We start from the raw sequence: 19,709 nt of genomic DNA on the forward strand, positions 1-19,709 counted from the left end.
TGCTTGCAGGGTGCCGTTTTGCAAACTGAACACACCATAACCGCCAATCCGAGGACATCATGAGCCAAGTTCCCGCCTATAAACGCATCCTGTTGAAACTTTCCGGCGAAGCCCTGATGGGGGATGACAGCTATGGCATCAACCGCTCGACCATCGAGCAGATTGTGGGCCAGATCAAAGAAGTGGTGGGCCTGGGCGTTGAAGTGGGCATCGTGATCGGCGGCGGCAATATTTTCCGCGGCGTGGCGCCGGCTGCGGCAGGCATGGATCGCGCGACGGCGGATTACATGGGCATGATGGCCACTGTGATGAACGCGCTGGCGTTGAAGGATGCGATGACCAAGGCCGGCCTGATCGCCCGGGTGCAGTCCGCGCTGACCATGCAGCAGATCGCCGAGCCTTATGTGCGCGGCAAGGCGATGCAGTACCTGGAGGAGGGCAAGGTGGTGATCTTCGCCGCCGGCACCGGCAACCCCTTCTTCACTACCGATACCGCTGCCGCGTTGCGCGGCATGGAAATGAATGTCGACATCATGCTGAAGGCCACCAAGGTGGACGGCGTGTATACCGATGATCCGAAAAAGAATCCCGACGCGGTCCGCTACCAGAGCCTGACTTTCGACGAGGCGATCTCGCGCAATCTGAAGGTGATGGACGCCACCGCCTTCGCCTTGTGCCGCGATCAGCACCTCAATATCAAGGTGTTCAGCATCTTCAAGAATGGCGCGCTGCGCCGCGTCGTGCTTGGCGAAGACGAAGGCACGCTGGTACACTGCTGAGTTTGAAAATTGCTGAGGGCGAAAACGGCAATGGCCGTTTTCGCCTTGTCATTTGAAGTATTCCGGGAGTGCGACATGATTAACGAAATCAAAAAATCGGCCGAACAAAAAATGCAGAAGACGCAGGAAGCGTTCAAGAACGACCTGGCCAAGGTTCGTACCGGACGCGCCCATACCGGCATTCTGGATCATGTCATGGTTGACTATTACGGCAGCGACGTGCCGGTCAATCAGGTAGCCAACGTCACCCTGATCGATGCCCGCACCATCGGCGTGCAGCCGTGGGAAAAGCCGATGCTGGCCAAGATCGAAAAGGCTATCCGCGATTGCGATCTGGGCCTGAATCCGGCCTCGATGGGCGAGATCATCCGCGTGCCGATGCCGATGCTGACCGAAGAGCGCCGCAAGGACCTGATCAAGGTGGTGCGCGGCGAAGCCGAAGGCGCCCGCGTGGCCGTGCGCAACATCCGCCGCGATTCCAACAACGAATTCAAGAACCTGCTGAAGGACAAGGCCATCACCGAGGACGACGAGCGCCGCGGCCAGGACGAGATCCAGAAGCTGACCGACAAGTACATCGCTGAAGTCGACAAGATGCTGGCCGCCAAAGAAGCCGACCTGCTGGCGGTATAAGGGGCGGATCTTGTTTTCCGGTTCTTCGAAAACTGTGCCGGAGGGGTGCGAGCCGCCCCGGCATATCGCCATCATCATGGATGGCAACGGCCGCTGGGCCAAGAAACGCTTCCTGCCGCGCGTGGCCGGCCACAAGCGCGGCCTGGACGCCGTGCGCGAGGTGGTGAAGGCCTGCAAGGAAATGGGCGTCGGGTATCTGACGCTGTTCGCTTTCTCCACCGAGAATTGGCGTCGGCCGCAGGAAGAAGTGTCTTTCCTGATGGACCTGTTCCTGCGCGCGCTAGAGCACGAAGTCTCCAAGCTCCATAACAACAATATCCGCCTGAAGGTGCTGGGTTCCCGCGAGCGATTCAGCGCGGAACTGTCCGAACGCATCGACCGCGCAGAGGCCAAGACCGCCGGCAACGACGGTCTGGTGCTGACCATCGCCGCCGATTACGGCGGCCGCTGGGATATCGTTCACGCGGTGAATCAGCTGATCGCCGAGGGCCAGTCCTCCATCACCGAGGCTATGGTGACGGAGCGTCTCGGCATGGCATGGGCGCCGGAACCGGATCTGTTCATCCGCACCGGCGGCGAGCAGCGCATCAGCAACTTCCTGCTGTGGCAGCTGGCGTATTCCGAGTTGTACTTCACCGACCTGTTGTGGCCCGATTTCGACCAAGCGGCGCTGCAGGGGGCGATCCACTCCTACTGGCAGCGGGAGCGCCGCTTTGGCCGCACCAGCGAGCAATTGCCCGAGCACCTGCGCCGAGACAAGCTCTGACTTCATGCTGATAACGCGAATTCTCACCGCGCTCGTATTGCTGCCGCTAATGCTGGCGGCGCTATTCCTGTTCCCCGCCGCAGCCTGGGCTGGGTTTTCCTGGTTGATCGTTGTTCTGGCCCTGTGGGAGTACGCCCGGATGGCCGGGATGTCCCTTCCCCGGCAGGCGTGCTATCTTGCGCTGTCCACGCTGTTCGCCGCCGCGGCCTGGTTCGGCCACTGGCGGATGCAAGGCTTCGAGCATGGCGCGGTGTTGGCGCTGTGGCTGTTGCTGGTGCCGGCCTGGCTGGCCAGGCGCTGGAAAATGCCGTCAGGCCTGCCGGCCTGGATGCTGGGCTGGGCGTTGATGCTGCCGGCCTGGTTCGCTTTTCTCGAGTGGCGCCCCAATGCCACGATGCATGACGCGCTGGCTCTGCTGGCCGTGATGGGCCTGGTATGGGTGGCTGACATCGCCGCTTATTTCTCCGGCAAGGCTTTCGGCCGACGCAAGCTGGCGCCGGCCATCAGTCCGGGCAAAAGCTGGGAAGGCGTTTACGGCGCGGTGGTTTGCGTGGCGATCTACGTCGCTTTGGTTGATCATTTCGGCTGGCTGGACATCAAGCTGCCGTTGTGGGGCCTGCTGTTGCTGGCGCTGCCGCTGACTGCGGTCAGCGTGTGCGGCGATTTGCTGGAGTCCTGGTTCAAGCGCGTCGCGGGCATCAAGGACAGCAGCCGGCTGCTGCCGGGCCATGGCGGCGTCTACGACCGCATCGACAGCCTGATCGCTGTGCTGGCGGTCAGCAACGCCCTGCGCGCGCTGGGCGGCATGTAATTCTGGAAACATAGCAATGACCAAACCTCAGGGTATTGCCGTACTGGGGGCGACCGGCAGCGTAGGCTGCAATACGCTGGATGTGATCGCCCGTCATCCGGAGCGCTACCGCGTGGTGGCGCTGACCGCCCATCGCCAGCTCGACAAGCTGTTCGAGCAGGCTCTCCGTTTTCGTCCTGACTATCTGGTGGCGGCCGACGCTTCTGCTGCGGCGGATCTGCGCGCGCGGCTGGCGGACGCCGGCCTGCGCGCAGAAGTGCTGCATGGCGCGGATGCGCTGGTCCAGGTGGCTTCGTTGCCGGAGGTGGACGCGGTGATGGCCGCCATCGTCGGCGCTGCAGGCTTGCCGTCGGCGCTGGCCGCGGCGCGGGCCGGCAAGCGCATGCTGCTGGCCAACAAGGAGTCGCTGGTGGTGGCCGGCCGTTTGTTCATGGACGCGGTGCGCACGAGCGGTTCGGCGCTGTTGCCGGTGGATAGCGAGCACAGCGCCATCTTTCAATCTCTGCCCGCCGATTACGCCGCCAATCCCGACGCCGCGGGCGTGAGCAAGATCATTCTTACCGCGTCGGGCGGGCCGTTCCGCAGCCGCCCGGCCGCCGATCTGCTCCATGTCACGCCGGACGACGCTTGTCGCCATCCCAACTGGAGCATGGGGCGCAAGATTTCCGTCGATTCCGCCACGCTGATGAACAAGGGGCTTGAGGTGATCGAGGCGCGCTGGCTGTTCAATGTGCCGCCCAGCCGCATCGAGGTGGCCGTGCATCCGCAAAGCGTGATCCACTCCATGGTCCAGTACCGAGACGGCTCGGTGATGGCGCAACTGGGCTCGCCCGACATGCGCACGCCGATCGCCTGCGCGCTGGCCTGGCCCGAGCGCATCGACGCCGGGGTGGAGCCCATGGACTTCTTCGCATTGTCCGATCTTACGTTCGAGAAGCCGGATCTTGAGCGCTTCCCTTGCCTGCAACTGGCGTTCGACGCGCTGGAAATGGGCGGCGACGCGCCGGCGGTATTGAATGCCGCCAATGAAGTGGCGGTGGCGGCGTTCCTTGAGGGACGACTGCGTTTCGTCGACATCCCGCGCGTGGTGTCCGCCGCGCTGGCCGGCGTGTCCTGCGCGGCCAGCGACAGCCTGGAAGGCTTGCTGGCCCGTGACCAGGAGGCGCGTCGTTTCGCCGAGGGCAGGGTGGCGGCATGCTGACGCTGCTGGCGTTTCTGGTGGCCATCGGCCTGCTGGTGACTTTTCACGAGCTGGGCCACTACTGGGTGGCCAAGCTGTGCGGCGTCAAGGTGCTGCGTTTCTCCATCGGTTTCGGTTCGCCGTTGTTGCGCTTCCGTCCGCGCGAGACGGAGTGGGTGGTGTGCCCGATTCCGCTGGGCGGCTATGTGAAAATGCTGGACGAGCGCGAGGGCCTGGTCGACGAGGCGGATCGTCCGCGGGCTTTCAACAATCAGCATGTGCTCAAGCGCATGGCCATCGTCTCCGCGGGGCCGCTGGCCAATCTGTTGCTGGCGGCGCTGCTGTACTGGGCTGTGATCGCCCAGGGCGTGCCGCAGCTGCATCCGCTGGTGGGCACTGTGGTCGAGCAGACGCCGGCCGCCGCGGCGGGTTTCAAGGAGGGCGATCGCATTCTCAGCGTGGCGGGCAGGCCCGTCGCCAGCTGGCAGGAGGTTAGGCTGGGTATCGTCGAGGCCGCGATGTCTTCCGCCGTGGTGCGGGTCGAGGTGCAGGACGCGTCCGGCGCCAGGAAGCGGCGCGATATCGATGCCCGCCGTTTCGGCGAGAAGGCCGAGCAGGCCTTGCAGCAGGGCGATCCTGGGGTGTCCCCGGCGCGTTTCCTGGCGCAGGTGGGCGTACTGGAGGAGAAGGGCGTCGCAGCCAAGGCTGGCCTCAAGGTGGGCGACAAGCTGCAGGCGGTGAACGGAGTGATGCTCAGAAACTGGGAAGAGTGGGTGCACGTGGTGCGCAACAGCCCGGGCAAGGAGTTGACGGTGCGCGTCGAGCGGGCCGGCAAGCCGCTGGAGATCAAGCTGCGTCCGCAGGCGGTCGCGCAGGACGACGAGGTGGTCGGCCGCATCGGCGTAGGGCCGTCGCCGGATCGCGCCTGGAGCGACCAGTTGGCCTTTACTCGGCATTACGACGCAGTAGGGGCCTTTGCCGCCGCCTGGAGCAAGACCGGCGAAACCGCCTGGATGAGCGTCAAATTCCTCGGCAACATGCTGATCGGCCGAGCTTCTTTGAACAATCTGTCGGGTCCGCTGACTATCGCAAATGTCGCGGGCCAGACCGCCCGCGAGGGCCTGACGCCGTATCTGGAATTCCTGGCGCTGATCAGCGTCAGCATCGGCGTGTTGAATCTGCTTCCCATACCGGTTCTGGATGGGGGCCACTTAATGTATTATGTCGCGGAGCTGGTCAGAGGTAAGCCCGTCAGCGAACGGGTGCAATTGCTCGGACAAAAGATTGGTTTCATATTGCTGGCGTCTTTGATGGCATTTGCCATGCTGAACGATTTCAGCCGCCTATTTGGGGGTTAAAACACATTTATGAAATTGAAGCGACTCGCAGTGGCCGTAATGGGCCTGACCATGGCCACCGTTGCCATGGCTGCAGATCCTTTTGTGATCAAAGATATCCGCGTTGAAGGCCTGCAGCGTACCGAGCCGGGCACGGTCTTCAACTATCTGCCGGTCAAGGTGGGCGACACCTTTACCGATGCCAAGGCCAAAGAAGCGATCAAGGCGCTGTTCGGCACCGGTTTCTTCAACGACGTGCGCGTGGAAAGCCGCGGCGGCACGCTGATCGTCACCGTGGCGGAGCGCCCGGTGATCACCCAACTGAACATCAACGGCGCCAAGGAATTCAGCAAGGACCAGCTGAAGAAGGCGCTGAAGGACAACGGCTTCGCCGAGTCTTTGATTTTTGACCAGGCCTTGCTGGATGGCGCGGTGCAGGAGCTGAAGCGCCAGTATTACAGCCGCGGCAAGTATTCGGTGGAAATCACCCCCGGCGTCACCAAGCTGGAGCGCAACCGCGTCGCCGTGACGCTGGACATCAATGAAGGCGTGACCGCGCGGATCAAGGAAATCCGCATCGTCGGCGCCAACGCTTTCGCCCAGTCCAAGCTGCTGGACGAGTTCAGCCTGACCACCGGTGGCTGGCTGTCCTGGGCTACCAAGGACGACCAGTATTCCAAGCAGAAGCTGACCGGCGATCTGGAGAAGCTGAAGGCTTTCTACCAGAACCAGGGCTATATGGAATTCGGCATCGACTCTTCCCAGGTGTCTATCAGCCCGGACAAGAAGGACATGTACCTGGTCATCAATGTGCACGAGGGCAAGAAGTACACCGTGTCCGACGTGCGCCTGGCTGGCGACCTGAAGGTGCCGGAGGCCGAATTGCTGAGCCTGGTGCAGGTGAAGCGCGGCGACACCTTCAACAATGAGAAGGTGACCGAGTCGGTGAAGGCGCTGAGCGACCGCCTTGGCAACGAGGGCTACGCCTTCGCCAACGTCAACGTGCTGCCGGACATCGACCGCGAGAAGCAAACCGCCGCCTTCACTTTCTTCGTCGATCCGGGCCGCAAGACCTATGTCCGCCGCGTCAACGTGGCAGGCAACAGCAAGACCCGCGACGAAGTGATCCGCCGCGAGCTGCGCCAACTGGAGGGCGCGCCGTACAACGCCGCCAACGTCAAGCGCAGCAAGGAGCGCCTGGAGCTGCTCGGCTACTTCGAGGACGTCAACGTCGAAACGCCGGCGGTGACGGATGCGCCGGACCAGGTAGACATGAATATCGGTCTGAAAGAACGCTCCACCGGCAGCATTTCCGGCAGCCTGGGCTATGTGCAGGGCGAGGGCCTGGTGCTGGGCGCGAATATTTCCCAGAGCAACATCTTCGGCTCCGGCAAGTACATGTCTCTGGGCATGTCCACCGGCAAGGTGAACAAGAATTACTCGCTGTCGTTCACTGATCCGTATTTCACGCCGGACGGCGTCAGCCTGGGCTATGACCTGTACAACCGCGTCTACAACCCGGACGCCACGTCGATCTCAGCGTACAAGACCAGCACCGTCGGCGCCGACATGCGTTTCGGCGTGCCGATCACCGAGTACGACCGCATCAATTTCACGATCGGCGCGGAAAAGACCGACATCACCACCTACAGCAACAGCCCGCAGCAGTACATCGACTTCGTGAACCAGTACGGCAGCAGCAACTACACCGTCCTGGGTACCGTAGGCTGGGGCCGGGATACCCGAGACAGCGCGTTGTGGCCGACCCGCGGCGCCAGCATCCGCGTCAACGCCGACTTCGGCCTGCCGGGCGGTTCGCTGCAGTACTACAGCCTGACCCACCAGCAGACCTGGTTCTTCCCGCTGTCGAAAGACTTCACGCTGATGCTGAATGGCGAATTGGGCTATGCTGACGGCTACGGCAAAACCAGGCAGTTGCCGTTCTTCAAGAACTACTACATGGGCGGCCTGGGATCGGTTCGCGGCTACGACAGCAGCAGCATCGGCCCGTACGATTCGGCGGCGAACTCCTACCTCGGCGGCAACCGCAAGGTAGTGGCCAACGCGGAAATCCTGTTTCCCTTCCCGGGCATGAAGGACAACAAGTCGCTGCGCACCAGCCTGTTCTTCGATGCGGGCACCTTGTGGAACACCAACCTGACGGCATCGGAAAAGGCGTTGGGCATCACCAGCTCGCCGAGCGATGGCTTCCGCTATTCCGTGGGTCTGGCATTGACCTGGCTGTCGCCGATGGGGCCGATGAAGTTCAGTATCGCCAACCCGCTGAAGAAAGAGCAGGGTGACAAGGTTCAGCGCTTCCAATTCCAGCTGGGCACGTCGTTCTAACCGTTATCAGGATGAGATCATGAAAGCATTGAAATGGTGGCTGGCAGTGCTGAGCGTGGCGGCGCTGCCGGTTCATGCCGCCGACTTCAAGCTGGGCTTCATCAACATCGAGCGCATCTATCGCGAAGCCGGCGTGTCCGTCGCCATCTACAAGAAGCTGGACAAGGAATTCTCCAGCCGCCGCGACGAGTTGAAGAAGATGGAGACGCGGGCCAAGGATCTGGAATCCATGTTGGCGAAAAACAGCCTGTCGCCGGATGACCGCAAGCGCTTCGAGCGGGAGTACGCGGGGCTGGACCGCGATTACCGCGCCAAATCCCGCGAGCTGGCCGAGGATTACAACCAGCGCCGCAACGAGGAATTCGCCGGGGTGACCGAGCGGGCCAACCGCGCGGTCAAGGAAATCGCCCAGCGCGAGAACTATGATCTGATCCTGCAGGAAGCGGTGTACATCAATCCCAGGTTCGATCTGACGCCGCAAGTGTTGAAAGAGCTGGACAAGTAGTCGTTTAAACCGTTACCGGAGCAAGCCGACCCCGAGTCGGCTTTGTTTTTGATGTCCTACACACTCGAACATATCGTAGAGCAACTGGGCGGAGAGCTGCGCGGCCAGAACCGGGATGTGTCCCGGCTGGCTCCGCTGGAGCTGGCGGGCGCCGATGAAATCGCTTTCGTCGCCAGCGCCAAGTTCCGCCGCCAGATGCTGGAGAGCGCGGCGGGCGCGCTGATCGTCACCGAAGCGCTGGCGGCAGAGCTGCCGGAGCGTTCGCTGATCGTGGCCGCCGATCCCTACCTGTATTTCGCGCGTCTGGCCACATTGTTCCATCCGCCGAAGGCGCCGCGCGCCGGCATCCATCCGCGCGCGGTAGTGGGGGAAGGCTGCCGGATAGGCGAGAGCAGCGAGATCGCGGCCAATGCCACCGTCGGCGACAACGTCGTCATCGGCGAACGCTGCCGCATCATGCCGGGCGTGGTGGTCGGCGATGGTTGCCTGATCGGCGACGACGTCACGCTTTACCCCAACGTCACCGTTTACCACGGTTGCGTGATCGGCGACCGCGTCGGCGTGCATTCCGGCAGCGTGATCGGCGGCGACGGCTTCGGCCTGGCCTGGGACAAGGACCATTGGTTCAAGATTCCGCAAACCGGCCGCGTGGTGCTGGAGGATGACGTCGAGATCGGCGCCAACACCACGGTGGACCGCGGCGCGCTGGCCGACACGGTGATCCGCAAGGGCGCCAAGATAGATAATCTGGTGCAGATTGCCCATAACGTCGAAATCGGCGAGCATACCGCTATCGCAGGCTGCGTCGGCATCGCCGGCAGCACCAAGATAGGCGCGCGCTGCACCGTGGGCGGCGCGGCGATGTTCGTCGGCCACATCGACGTGGCGGACCGCACCCATATCGGCGGCGGCACCCTGGTGTCGAAGTCGATCAAGGAGGCCGGCAACTACGCGTCCTCCTACCCGTTGCAAAGCATGAAGGACTGGCTGTCCAACGCCGTCCACGTGCGCCATCTGGACGATTTCGCCAAGCGCGTGAAGCAGCTTGAGCGGGAACTGGAAACACTGAAAAAATCGAAGGAAGAACCTCATGAGTGAACACGCTGTCTCGATCGATGTCCGCGAGATCATGCGCTGCCTGCCGCATCGTTATCCGTTTCTGCTGGTTGACCGCGTCACCGAAATGGAACCCAACGTGCGCATCAAGGCGCTGAAGAACGTCACCATCAATGAGCCGTTCTTCGCCGGCCACTTCGAACAATATCCGGTGATGCCGGGCGTGCTGATCATCGAAGCGCTGGCCCAGGCCGCCGGCATTCTGGCGATCAAGAGCCAGGGCGAGCGCTCGGAGAACGAGCTGTATTTCTTCGTCGGCATCGACCATGCCCGCTTCAAGCGCCAGGTGGTGCCGGGCGACCAACTGGTGTTCGAAGTGACGCAAATGACCGTCAAGCGCGGCATCGGCAAGTACGCCGCCCGCGCGCTGGTGGACGGCCAGGTGGCTTGCGAAGCCGAGATCATGTGCGCCCGCCGCGAGGTGTAAGCATGGCCATCCATCCGACCGCAATCGTAGATCCCAAGGCGCAGATCGCCGACGACGTCGAAATCGGCGCCTATTCCATCATCGGCCCCGATGTCAGCATCGGCGCCGGCAGCTGGATCGGCCCGCACGTGGTGATCGAAGGCCATACCTCCATCGGCAAGAACAACCGCGTGTTCCAGTTCTGCTCGCTGGGCGCCCAGCCTCAGGACAAGAAATACGCCGGCGAGCCGACACGCCTGGAGATCGGCGACAACAACACCATCCGCGAATTCTGCACCTTCAACACCGGCACCGCCCAGGACGTCGGCGTCACCCGCATCGGCAACGACAACTGGGTGATGGCCTACGTGCACATCGCGCACGACTGCCAGGTGGGCGACCACGCCATCTTCGCCAACAACGCGACGCTGGCCGGCCATGTGCGCATCGGCGACTGGGTGATTTTGGGCGGTTTCACCAGCGTGCACCAGTTCGCCATCATCGGCGAACACGCGATGACGGCGTTCGCCAGCGCGGTGGCGCAGGACGTGCCGCCGTTCGTGATGGCGCATGGCAACCGCGCCGTTCCTTCCGGCATCAACGCGGAAGGCCTGAAGCGCCGCGGTTTCACGCCGGAGCAGATCCGCCGCGTCCGCAACGCCTACAAGACGCTGTACCGCCAGGGTTTGAGCTACGACGAGGCCAAGGCCGCGATCCTGGCCGAGGCCGGCGAGGAACATGCCGAGCTGGAGCCGTTCGTGCGTTTCTTTGAACAATCGGCGCGAGGCATCATCCGCTGAGCTTATGAGCGATCAACTTTTCAAGCGCAAGGGGGCCTTGAAGGTTGCCATGGTGGCCGGGGAGGCTTCCGGCGATCTGCTGGCCGCCCACCTGATGGACGCGCTGCGCGCGCACCGCAGCGATATCGAATTCGCCGGCATCGGCGGCCCGCGCATGGAGGCCCGCGGCTTTCACAGCATGGTGCCGCAGGAGAAGCTGGCGGTGCGCGGCTATTCCGAAGTGCTGAAGAGCCTGCCCGAGCTGCTGAAGATTCGCCGTCGGCTGCGCGAGCAGTTGCTGGCGGAGAGGCCGGACGTGTTCATCGGCGTGGACGCGCCGGACTTCAACCTGGGGCTGGAAGCCGGATTGAAGAAGGCCGGCATTCCCACCGTGCACTATGTCAGTCCGTCGGTATGGGCGTGGCGGCCGGAGCGCATCCAGAAGATCGGTCGCGCGGTCAACCACGTGCTGTGCCTGTTCCCGATGGAACCGCCGCTGTACCGCCAGGCCGGCGTGCCGGTCACCTATGTCGGCCACCCGCTGGCCAGCGAGATCCCGCTGGAGCCGGACAAGGAGGCGATGCGCGACCAACTGGGACTGCCGCAGGGCGTGCCGGTGTTCACGCTGATGCCGGGCAGCCGCCGAAGCGAACTGGAATACATGGCGCCCATCTACCTGGATACCGCGCGTCTGCTGTTGCGCGAGTATCCGGACGCCCAGTTCCTGGTGCCGCTGGCCACCCGCGCCACCATGGACCAGTTCGAGCAGATGCTGTACCGCTTCAAGGCGCGCGACCTGCCCATCCGCAGGCTGTTCGGCCATGCGCAGATGGCGACCATCGCCAGCGACGTGGTGCTGGTCACCAGCGGCACGGCGACGCTGGAGGTGGCTTTGACCAAGCGGCCGATGGTGATCAGCTACAAGCTGTCCGCCTTCACCTACCGGCTGGTCAAGCGCAAGATCAGGCTGCCGTACGTCGGTTTGCCCAATATCCTGTGCGGCCGATTCGTGGTGCCGGAGCTGTTGCAGAAGCAAGCCACGCCGCAAAAGCTGGCTGAAGAGATGCAGCGGCTATACACCGATTCTGCGGCCCGAATTGAAATGGAAAAGGCGTTCACCGAGCTGCATCTGGCGTTGAAGCAGGATACCGCCACCCGCGCAGCGCGCGCGGTGCTGGAGGTGGCGCGATGCCACTGATCTGCGGCGTCGACGAAGCCGGCCGCGGGCCGCTGGCCGGCGCGGTTTTCACCGCGGCGGTCATTCTTGACCCGGCAAAGCCGATTTCCGGCCTGGCCGACTCCAAAGTGTTGAGCGAGGCCAAGCGCGATGCGCTGGCGGAGTTGATCAAGCGCGACGCGCTGGCCTGGTTCATCGCCAGCGCCAGCGTCGAAGAGATCGACAAGCTCAACATCCTGCACGCCACCATGCTGGCCATGACGCGCGCGGTGGAGGGGCTGCCGGTGCGTCCGGACCTGGCGCAGATAGACGGCAACCGCGTGCCCAAACATCTGCCGGTGCCGGGCGAGGCCATCGTCAAGGGCGACGCCAAGGTGGCGGCCATCTCCGCTGCGTCCATCCTGGCCAAGACCGCGCGCGACGCCGAGCTGGTGGCGCTGGACGCTTTGCATCCGCAATACGGTTTCGCCCGCCACAAGGGCTATCCCACCGCCGAGCATCTGGCTGCCATCGAAGCCCACGGCATCCTGCCGGCGCACCGGAAGACCTTCGGCCCGGTCAGGGCCTGGCTGGCCAGCCATCAGGGCGCCTTGTTCTAGCATGGCGGAGCAGGGCGGCAAGCGTTGTTTTCCGCCGGTGGCGGACGCAGGCACCCGGTTGTTGATCCTGGGATCTTTGCCCGGCGACGCCTCGCTGGCAGCTGGCGAGTATTACGCCCACCCTCGAAACCAGTTTTGGCGCCTGCTGGGCGAAGTGCTGGAGCGGGATCTGGTTTCCCTGCCCTACGAAGAACGCCTGATGGCCTTGCGCGAGTCCGGCGTGGGCCTGTGGGACGTGGTGGCCCAGGCCAGCCGCAAAGGCAGCCTGGATGCCGACCTGAGGGAAATCCAGCATAACGATTTGAGCGATTTCGCCGCCAGCCTGCCCTCTTTGCGCGCGGTCGCCTTCAACGGCGCGACCGCCGCCAAGGCGGAAGCGCAGCTGGCCGGGCTGGACCTCGCCGTTGCGCGTTTGCCCTCGTCCAGCCCGGCGCATACGCTGGCCTACGAGGCAAAACTTGCGGTCTGGCGGCAGTTGGAACGATATTTAGACTTGTCAGCGTAATTTCGCACCCAGCCGGAGGGTTGCCGATGAACCGTTATTGCATCTGGTTTGTCACCACGGACGACAGCGTGATGCGTCGCGCGGAAGTCGCCATCAATGGCGTGATCCACAGTCATCAGGTGCTGGAGGAAATCGAAGGGCAACTGGCAGGGGAGTGCGGTCTCAGCCAGGTGATGATCGTGGACTGGAAGCGCTTTGAAACGCCGGAGCAGGATGGCGGCCGGCTGGTGCGGGTGGCCTGATCGCTTCCCAAACGGCCTTCATGCCGCGAACCCGCGCCCGGGCCGGCTGGCGGCGAGCCTACTCCGCAGGGCTGTCCAGGTGTCCCTGCTCGACGCATGCTTGCCGGGTGGCCTGGAATTGGGCGATCACCTGCGCGATCTGCGGCGCCGGCGCGCAATTGGATTGCAGCGACTGGCTTTCCAGCTCCTGGCAGCGCTGGGCCAGGCTGGCGAAGCCCAGCGTCACTGCCCCTCCTTTCATGCCATGTGCCAGATGAAACAGGTTTTCCCGATCCGGTTGCCGCTGGTTGAGCCGCAATTGCCGGACCGATTCCTGGTGGCTGGCGAAGTATTGTTCCACCAGCTGCCGGTATTGCTGATCGGACAGCAGGTCGACGAAATCCGTGATGGTGCGCGCGTCGAGGACGGGTTCTTCCCTTGCTTGCGGCGCGGCGCTGGGCGCCGGCGGAAACTGTTTCTGCAGCACCGCCAGCAGCTGGTCGCGGCTCAGCGGCTTGGTCAGGAAATCGTCCAGTCCTTGTTCCAGCATTTGCTGGCGGGTTTCCGGGAAGGCGTCCGCGGTCAGCGCGATGATAGGCATCCTGGGGGTTAGCGCTTCCTCGCGCAGTCCGCGCGCGGTTTTCACGCCGTCCATGCCAGGCATGTGAAGGTCCATCAGCACCAAGTCGAAGGGGTGGGCGGCGGCCAGCCGCAGCGCCTCGGGGCCATCCGACGCCAGCGTCGGTTGCTGGTTCAGCCTTTCCAGCAGCGCTTGCAGATACTTGCGGTTGACCGCGTTGTCGTCCACCACCAGGATTCTCAGCGGTCTGCTCAGCGTGTCGTGGCTGGAGAAGGACTCGATGGCTTCGGGAGGGATGTCCGGCGCGGCGATCACTCTCAGCGGCAGCGTCAGTTGAAAGCAGCTGCCCTGGGCGGGAACGCTGCTGACCGAGATTTCGCCGCCCATCAGCCGGGCCAGGTTTTGCGAAATCTCCAAGCCCAGGCCGCTTCCTCCGTACTGGCGGGCGGTGGAGCCGTCGCCCTGGGAGAAGCGCTTGAACAGTTTCGCCTGGGTGGCCTGGTCCATGCCGATGCCGGTGTCGGTCACCACCAGCAGCAACTGGGCCGTGCCCGGCTGCTCTCCCTGCGGCGCCGAAGCGTGAACGGTGACGCCGCCGCGCTCGGTGAACTTGACGGCGTTGCTCAGCAGATTGAGCAGTATCTGCCGCAGGCGGGTCGGGTCCAGTTCCACCCATTCTGGAATTTCCGACGCCATGTCCAGATTCAGCATCAGGCCCTTGGCCTGCGCCTGAGCGTTCATCAGGTTGGCCACCTGGCGCAGCAGGTAGGCCAGGTTGCAGGTGACCGGCGCCAGCTCCAGCTTGCCCGACTCCAGCTTGCTGGCGTCCAGCACATCGTTCAGCAGCAGCAGCAGGTGGCGAGCCGATTCCTCGGCCATGCGGATGTAGTTGGCCTGGTTGACGCTGGGGTGGGTGTCGGCCAGCAGCGCCAGCATGCCCAGCACGCCGTTGAGCGGGGTGCGTATTTCGTGGCTCATATTGGCGAGAAAGGCGCTTTTGGCCAGGCTGCCGGCCTCGGCCTGGCTGCGGGCCTCCTCCAGGCGGTCGGTTAGCGTTTCCAGCGTCCGGCGGCGTTTTTCCAGCTGCCGCAGTTGCCGGATCACTGTGAAGCCGAAGCCGAAAATCAACACCCATTCAAAGCCCATCAGCCAATTGCTGACTGTGATGTACTGCTGCATGGTGCGGTTTCGATTGTCCACCTGCAGCGCGACAACCTGGTTGGCCTGCAGCGACAGGTCGTGCAGGCCGTCGGACAGCGAGGCGGACAACTGTTCCAGCCGCGCCAGGCGGGCATGGTCGTTCGCCGCGGGCACGACGCTGAAGTAGGCGTCGCCCTGGCGGACGAAGGCGTCCAGCCGGCTTTGCATCAGCAGGTATTGCGGCTGATCCTGCAGCAGCCGGCGGTATTGGCCGCCGCGTATGATGCCGATGCGGCTGACGAAGATGTCGTAGCGCTGTTGCAGCTGGTCGGACGTGATCTGATCGTGTTGCGCTTCATGCAGCGCGGCCCGGAGATGAAAGTTTTCCGCCTCCAGCTGAAAATAGGCCCAGATGATGTTGTCGTCCTGGTAGAGCACCGCGCTGGTGAGAGTCTGGGATTGTCGATGCTGGACATAGGCTGCCCCGGCGAACACGCATAGCAGGGCGGCGCCGATGGCCGCCAGCATCCGCCAGGAAGTGGAGTGCTCTTTGCCCTGGGTCATGGCCTCACTCCACCTGCAATGACTTCAATTGCCAGGCGGAACGGTTGTAATAGATTTCCGAGCGCAGCGCGGGCTGGCTGTCGTAGGGGTAGACGATGAACAGCGGCCCCTTGTCCCGCACCGGCATTGGCTTGCCGTTTAGCAAACGGGCCAGCACCACCTGGTAGCGCGCGGCGTCGTCCAGCGGGATGTCGGTCTTGTAGTCATTCAGAGCGATGGCTTTCAGCGTGCGGCCCTTCGCGCCGACCAGGTTGAGCACGTCCTGCAGATACGGCCCGGTGAAGCGGCTGACGCCAGGCAGCCATGGCGTGCGGGTGGAGATTGTGTGCTGCGGCAGCGCCGCGAGCATGTTCATGTCGAACACCGCGTCGTTGTCGTGATTCTTGTTGCTGATCTGGCCGCTGATGGTCAACACCACCTTGCCGGCGGGGGGGGGCAACGGGGGGCTTTCGGCCAGGCATGGCGGGATGGCCAGGAACAGCAGGATCAGAACGGCGCGGCCGAGGGCGTACATGGCTAGGCTCCTAATATATTCCGGCTTCAAACGGTGTCGGAAAGGTTGGGCGCGGCATGAAGAAAAACACCGCGGTGTTTCAGCAGCCAGCCGCGAAAGCTTTCCGCGTCCACCGGCGGCGAGATGAAGGACCCTTGGGCGATCTCCACGCCCAGTTGCCGGCAAAGCTGCCATTCCGACTCTGTCGCCACGCCTTCGGCCACCACGTCCAGGCCTAGCTGGCGTCCAAGCTCGGCGCTGGCGCGGACGATGGAGAAGTTGGTCGGGTTGAGCGCGGCGTCGATGACGAAGCCCTTGTCTATCTTCAGCTCGGTGAAGGGAATGCGCGATAGGCGATCCATGCTGGCGAAGCCGGTGCCGAAATCGTCTATGGATAGCCGCGCGCCTTTCAGCCGCAGGCGAGTGAGCAATTCCAGCGCGCGCGTCGGGTTGGCCATCAGGCCGGTTTCCGTCACTTCCACGATCAGGCGGCTGAAGGGGAAGCCGCAATCGACGAGTATGCGTTCGAAGCGGGTTACCAGCGCGATTTCGTTCAGCGACTCCACCGACAGGTTCAGCGACATCGCCAGCGGCGTCTCGCTGGGCAGCCTGTCCATGATGACGGCCGCCTGCCGCAGCATCTGTAGGGTCAGTTCGGTGATCAGGCTGGAGTTTTCCGCCAGCTGGATGAACTGCTGGGGGCCTATCAGTCCGAGCCGGGGATGCTGCCATCGGGCCAGGACTTCCGCCGAGCGTATCTGGCCGTCTTTCATTGAAACCTGGGGCTGCAGGAAAGGGCGGAGCTCGCCCTTGCCGATGGCGGCGCGCAACTCTTCCTCCGTGGGCGGGGACACGACGCCTGGAGTGTGGCGGCTGGCGGGGGGCGGCTGATTGATCAGGCGCTGCAGCGTCTGGTGGTTGATGGGCTTGGGCAGCACGCCAGCCAGCCATAGATCGTACATGCGGGCCAGCTCGGCCACCGACTCGATCACTCTCTCGTCGAAGCCGCTGGAGATCAGCAGCATGCCTTGAAAACCTCGCTCGCCCAGATGGCGGACGAACTCGATGCCGTCCATGCGCGGCATGTCGAGGTCGCAGAAGATCACGTCGAAACGCCTATCGCCGGCGTCCAGCTGGATCAGCGCGTCCAGGCCGTCGCTGGCCACCACCACATTTTCGTAGCCGAGGCGTTGCAACACCATCACGAGAAATCGCTGCGATACGGCATCGTCGTCTATGACCAGTATCTGGTGCATCGCCTCTCCCATGGCGCCAGACCGCCATACGGTGTGGATGCTGCAATTATAGTGATGGGTTTCCGGGCGGGTAAGGGGCCGCCCGGCGGGGAGTCAACTATCCTGGCCGATGTCCAGCTGGCGGATCTTGCCGTTTGCGTCCAGATGGAATTTGAAGTAGGTGTTGAAATTGCCCCAACGGTCGCTGTGAAAGCCGCCGTACACGTCCAGCCCCTGGTTTTCCACCCGATCTATGCTGGTGAAGTGCTCGTGTCCCATCGCGTGTTCGCTGAATTTGTGGAAATTGGCTGGCAGTCCATCATCCGTCAGTGTCGCATCGGTATTGAACTGCGCCATCCAGTTGGCGTGGTCGCCGTGTTGCAACGCCTCTATCGCCAGCCGCACAGCCGGCTGGGTGAGTATGTCCAGATTCATGAGGGTTCTCCTTGGTGCAATGCTTCCCGCTCGTCTCGATCTTCCTGGCAAAGGCCGCGCGCATGGCGATATCGCCTTGTTGTCATCGTGGCGGAAGAGTCGAAAACAGGAGCAGTCCCGATAACTTGCAGCTTTAAAGCCCTGCTCGCGCTGTCTGGAACGGCGCGGCAGAAGGTCCCGTCAGCCTGATGGTGGAGGACGGCGGGCGTGGCGAGCATGGCCATGCCGGTGGCGAATGCCACAGTACGCTATAGCCAACGCGAGGGGGGATTGCAATCAGCGGCTTGACCATTGTCGTGCCTGGCCGCGTGGTTTGCCGCTACAATGGCGCCTCGTTGAATAGACACCAACCTGTTACTGGATTTTTATGTTGCGCATTTCCGAACTCAAGCTGCCGCTGGACCATACTCCTGAGGAGCTGGCCGACGCCGTCGCCGGCTTTTTGAAAGCGCCGGCGGACGACGTTCGCGGCTTCACCGTGTTCAAACGCAGTTACGACGCCCGCAAGGGCGTGATGAGCCTGGTCTACATCATCGACGTGGATGTGGCCAATGAGGACAAGCTGTTCGCCCGTTTCAAGGGCGACCGCCGAGTGATGCCCACCCCGGACACCAATTATTACTATGTCGGCCAGGCGCCGGCCCAGCTGAAGCAGCGTCCGGTGGTGGTGGGCTTTGGCCCATGCGGCATTTTCGCGGCGCTGATCCTGGCCCAGATGGGTTTCAAGCCCATCGTGCTGGAGCGCGGCAAGGAAGTGCGCCAGCGCACCAAGGACACCTGGGGCCTGTGGCGCAAGAGCGAACTCAATACCGAGTCCAATGTGCAGTATGGCGAAGGCGGCGCCGGCACCTTCTCCGACGGCAAGCTGTACAGCCAGATCAAGGACCCGCGCCATCTGGGTCGCAAAGTGCTGACCGAGTTCGTCAAGGCCGGCGCGCCGGAGGAAATCCTCTACCTGGCCCGTCCGCACATCGGCACTTTCCGCCTGGTTTCCATGGTGGAGAACATGCGCGCCGAGATTATCGAACTGGGCGGCGAAATCCGCTTCGAGCAGCGCGTGGACGACCTGATCCTGGATGGCGACCGCGTGCGCGGCGTCAAGCTGGCCGACGGCGGCGAGGTGCTGAGCGACCATGTGGTGCTGGCGCTGGGCCACAGCGCGCGCGACACTTTCCAGATGCTGGAAAAGCGCGGCGTCTACATGGAAGCCAAGCCGTTTTCGGTAGGCGTCCGCATCGAACATCCGCAATCGCTGATCGATCAGGCGCGCTGGGGCAAGTACGCCGGCCATCCGCTGCTGGGCGCGGCGGACTACAAGCTGGTGCACCATGCGAGCAACGGCCGCGCGGTGTACAGCTTCTGCATGTGCCCGGGGGGCACCGTGGTGGCGGCCACTTCGGAAGAGAAGCGCGTGGTCACCAATGGCATGAGCCAGTATTCGCGCAACGAGCGCAACGCCAATTCCGGCTTCGTGGTCAGCATTTCGCCCGAGGTCGACTACCCGGGCGGCCCGCTGGCCGGCCTGGACTTCCAGCGCGAGCTGGAAAGCAAGGCATATGAATTGGGCGGCGGCGATTACTTCGCGCCGGCTCAATTGCTGGGCGATTTCATGGCCGGCAAGGCATCCACCCAGCTGGGCGAGGTGGAGCCGTCGTACAAGCCGGGCGTGACCATGACCGATCTCGCGCGCATCCTGCCCGACTTCTGCGTGGAGGCGATGCGCGAGGCGATTCCGCACTTCGCCCGCCAGATCCGCGGCTACGATCTGCACGACGCGGTGCTGACCGGCCTGGAAACCCGCACCAGTTCGCCGCTGCGCATCACCCGCGGCGACGATGGCCAGAGCCTGAACATCAAGGGCCTGTTCCCTGCGGGCGAGGGCGCGGGCTACGCCGGCGGCATTCTGTCGGCGGGCGTGGACGGCATCAAGGTGGCGGAGGCGGTGGCTAAGGCCATGCTGGGCCAGTAAGGCATTTGTCTTTGGCATCGGCCGCTGCGGCTCGTCAGCCGCGGCGGTTTTTATTTGTCCATCCACATAATGTTCATCCAGGCGTCAAACGCTTGGCATCCGGCCTTGGCAGGATGCCGGTTTCGCTTGGGAG

20 protein-coding genes are annotated in these 19,709 nt (G+C 63.4%); 16 read left to right on the forward strand and 4 right to left on the reverse strand.

Annotation, left to right across the window (positions count from 1 at the left end; genetic code table 11):
- Positions 1-59: 59 nt before the first annotated feature.
- The 15 genes from pyrH to BKX93_RS01025 all read left to right on the forward strand — a co-directional run bounded on the left by pyrH (position 60) and on the right by BKX93_RS01025 (position 13,181).
- The gene (pyrH, locus tag BKX93_RS00955) at positions 60-779 is read left to right on the forward strand and encodes a UMP kinase (protein WP_046155800.1); all 720 of its coding nucleotides are present in this window, start codon (positions 60-62) and stop codon (positions 777-779) included.
- A gap of 75 nt (positions 780-854) precedes the next feature.
- The gene (frr, locus tag BKX93_RS00960; RefSeq protein WP_046155858.1) at positions 855-1,412 is read left to right on the forward strand and encodes a ribosome recycling factor; all 558 of its coding nucleotides are present in this window, start codon (positions 855-857) and stop codon (positions 1,410-1,412) included.
- A 76-nt stretch (positions 1,413-1,488) separates the two neighbouring features.
- The gene (gene uppS, locus BKX93_RS00965) at positions 1,489-2,178 is read left to right on the forward strand and encodes a polyprenyl diphosphate synthase (protein ID WP_244887212.1); all 690 of its coding nucleotides are present in this window, start codon (positions 1,489-1,491) and stop codon (positions 2,176-2,178) included.
- Positions 2,179-2,182: 4 nt separating this feature from the next.
- Positions 2,183-2,989 carry a phosphatidate cytidylyltransferase gene (locus BKX93_RS00970; RefSeq protein ID WP_070978204.1) on the forward strand — a complete coding sequence of 269 codons (807 nt, stop codon included), beginning with the start codon at positions 2,183-2,185 and terminating at the stop codon, positions 2,987-2,989.
- Positions 2,990-3,005: 16 nt separating this feature from the next.
- The gene (ispC, locus tag BKX93_RS00975; protein ID WP_070978205.1) at positions 3,006-4,190 is read left to right on the forward strand and encodes a 1-deoxy-D-xylulose-5-phosphate reductoisomerase; all 1,185 of its coding nucleotides are present in this window, start codon (positions 3,006-3,008) and stop codon (positions 4,188-4,190) included.
- Positions 4,184-5,527 carry an RIP metalloprotease RseP gene (gene rseP / locus BKX93_RS00980; RefSeq protein ID WP_070978207.1) on the forward strand — a complete coding sequence of 448 codons (1,344 nt, stop codon included), beginning with the start codon at positions 4,184-4,186 and terminating at the stop codon, positions 5,525-5,527. The genes ispC and rseP overlap by 7 nt, the downstream gene beginning before the upstream one ends.
- Before the next feature lie 9 nt (positions 5,528-5,536).
- A complete protein-coding gene (gene bamA / locus BKX93_RS00985) occupies positions 5,537-7,852 on the forward strand; it encodes an outer membrane protein assembly factor BamA (protein WP_046166517.1) in 2,316 nt (771 codons plus the stop codon).
- Between the two features lie 19 nt (positions 7,853-7,871).
- Entirely contained in the window at positions 7,872-8,357 is a 486-nt protein-coding gene (locus BKX93_RS00990; protein ID WP_046155806.1) for an OmpH/Skp family outer membrane protein, read from the forward strand.
- 51 nt (positions 8,358-8,408) lie between these two features.
- Entirely contained in the window at positions 8,409-9,455 is a 1,047-nt protein-coding gene (lpxD, locus tag BKX93_RS00995; RefSeq protein WP_046155859.1) for a UDP-3-O-(3-hydroxymyristoyl)glucosamine N-acyltransferase, read from the forward strand.
- The gene (gene fabZ / locus BKX93_RS01000) at positions 9,448-9,900 is read left to right on the forward strand and encodes a 3-hydroxyacyl-ACP dehydratase FabZ (RefSeq protein WP_021477849.1); all 453 of its coding nucleotides are present in this window, start codon (positions 9,448-9,450) and stop codon (positions 9,898-9,900) included. The genes lpxD and fabZ overlap by 8 nt, the downstream gene beginning before the upstream one ends.
- A 2-nt stretch (positions 9,901-9,902) precedes the next feature.
- Complete coding sequence (gene lpxA, locus BKX93_RS01005; protein WP_046166518.1) at positions 9,903-10,679, forward strand: acyl-ACP--UDP-N-acetylglucosamine O-acyltransferase; 777 nt, start codon at positions 9,903-9,905, stop codon at positions 10,677-10,679.
- A gap of 4 nt (positions 10,680-10,683) precedes the next feature.
- Positions 10,684-11,856, forward strand: a complete 1,173-nt coding sequence (lpxB, locus tag BKX93_RS01010; RefSeq protein ID WP_046155808.1) for a lipid-A-disaccharide synthase — start codon at positions 10,684-10,686, stop codon at positions 11,854-11,856.
- Positions 11,847-12,434, forward strand: a complete 588-nt coding sequence (rnhB, locus tag BKX93_RS01015) for a ribonuclease HII (RefSeq protein WP_186009474.1) — start codon at positions 11,847-11,849, stop codon at positions 12,432-12,434. Before lpxB ends, rnhB begins: the two co-directional genes overlap by 10 nt.
- Position 12,435: 1 nt before the next feature.
- A complete protein-coding gene (locus BKX93_RS01020) occupies positions 12,436-12,939 on the forward strand; it encodes a DNA-deoxyinosine glycosylase (RefSeq protein WP_046166519.1) in 504 nt (167 codons plus the stop codon).
- A gap of 26 nt (positions 12,940-12,965) precedes the next feature.
- Positions 12,966-13,181 (forward strand): hypothetical protein, encoded by a 216-nt coding sequence (locus tag BKX93_RS01025; protein WP_021477844.1) that lies wholly within the window; start codon positions 12,966-12,968, stop codon positions 13,179-13,181.
- 58 nt (positions 13,182-13,239) lie between these two features.
- Here BKX93_RS01025 and BKX93_RS01030 read toward each other — a convergent pair whose 3' ends face one another.
- The 4 genes from BKX93_RS01030 to BKX93_RS01045 all read right to left on the reverse strand — a co-directional run bounded on the left by BKX93_RS01030 (position 13,240) and on the right by BKX93_RS01045 (position 17,607).
- A complete protein-coding gene (locus tag BKX93_RS01030) occupies positions 13,240-15,444 on the reverse strand; it encodes an ATP-binding protein (protein WP_046166520.1) in 2,205 nt (734 codons plus the stop codon).
- 4 nt (positions 15,445-15,448) lie between these two features.
- The gene (locus BKX93_RS01035) at positions 15,449-15,958 is read right to left on the reverse strand and encodes a putative pterin-binding protein (RefSeq protein ID WP_070978209.1); all 510 of its coding nucleotides are present in this window, start codon (positions 15,956-15,958) and stop codon (positions 15,449-15,451) included.
- A 26-nt stretch (positions 15,959-15,984) separates the two neighbouring features.
- A complete protein-coding gene (locus tag BKX93_RS01040) occupies positions 15,985-17,193 on the reverse strand; it encodes an EAL domain-containing response regulator (protein ID WP_052717309.1) in 1,209 nt (402 codons plus the stop codon).
- A 93-nt stretch (positions 17,194-17,286) separates the two neighbouring features.
- Complete coding sequence (locus tag BKX93_RS01045) at positions 17,287-17,607, reverse strand: hypothetical protein (RefSeq protein WP_021477840.1); 321 nt, start codon at positions 17,605-17,607, stop codon at positions 17,287-17,289.
- A gap of 367 nt (positions 17,608-17,974) precedes the next feature.
- On the opposite strand from BKX93_RS01045, the gene BKX93_RS01050 reads away from it, so the two are divergent.
- On the forward strand, positions 17,975-19,576 hold the full coding sequence (locus BKX93_RS01050) for an NAD(P)/FAD-dependent oxidoreductase (protein ID WP_046155813.1): 1,602 nt from the start codon (positions 17,975-17,977) through the stop codon (positions 19,574-19,576).
- The last annotated feature ends 133 nt before the right edge of the window (positions 19,577-19,709 follow it).

Origin of the sequence: Chromobacterium vaccinii (genome assembly GCF_001855275.1) — a bacterium.
Lineage (GTDB): Bacteria > Pseudomonadota > Gammaproteobacteria > Burkholderiales > Chromobacteriaceae > Chromobacterium > Chromobacterium vaccinii.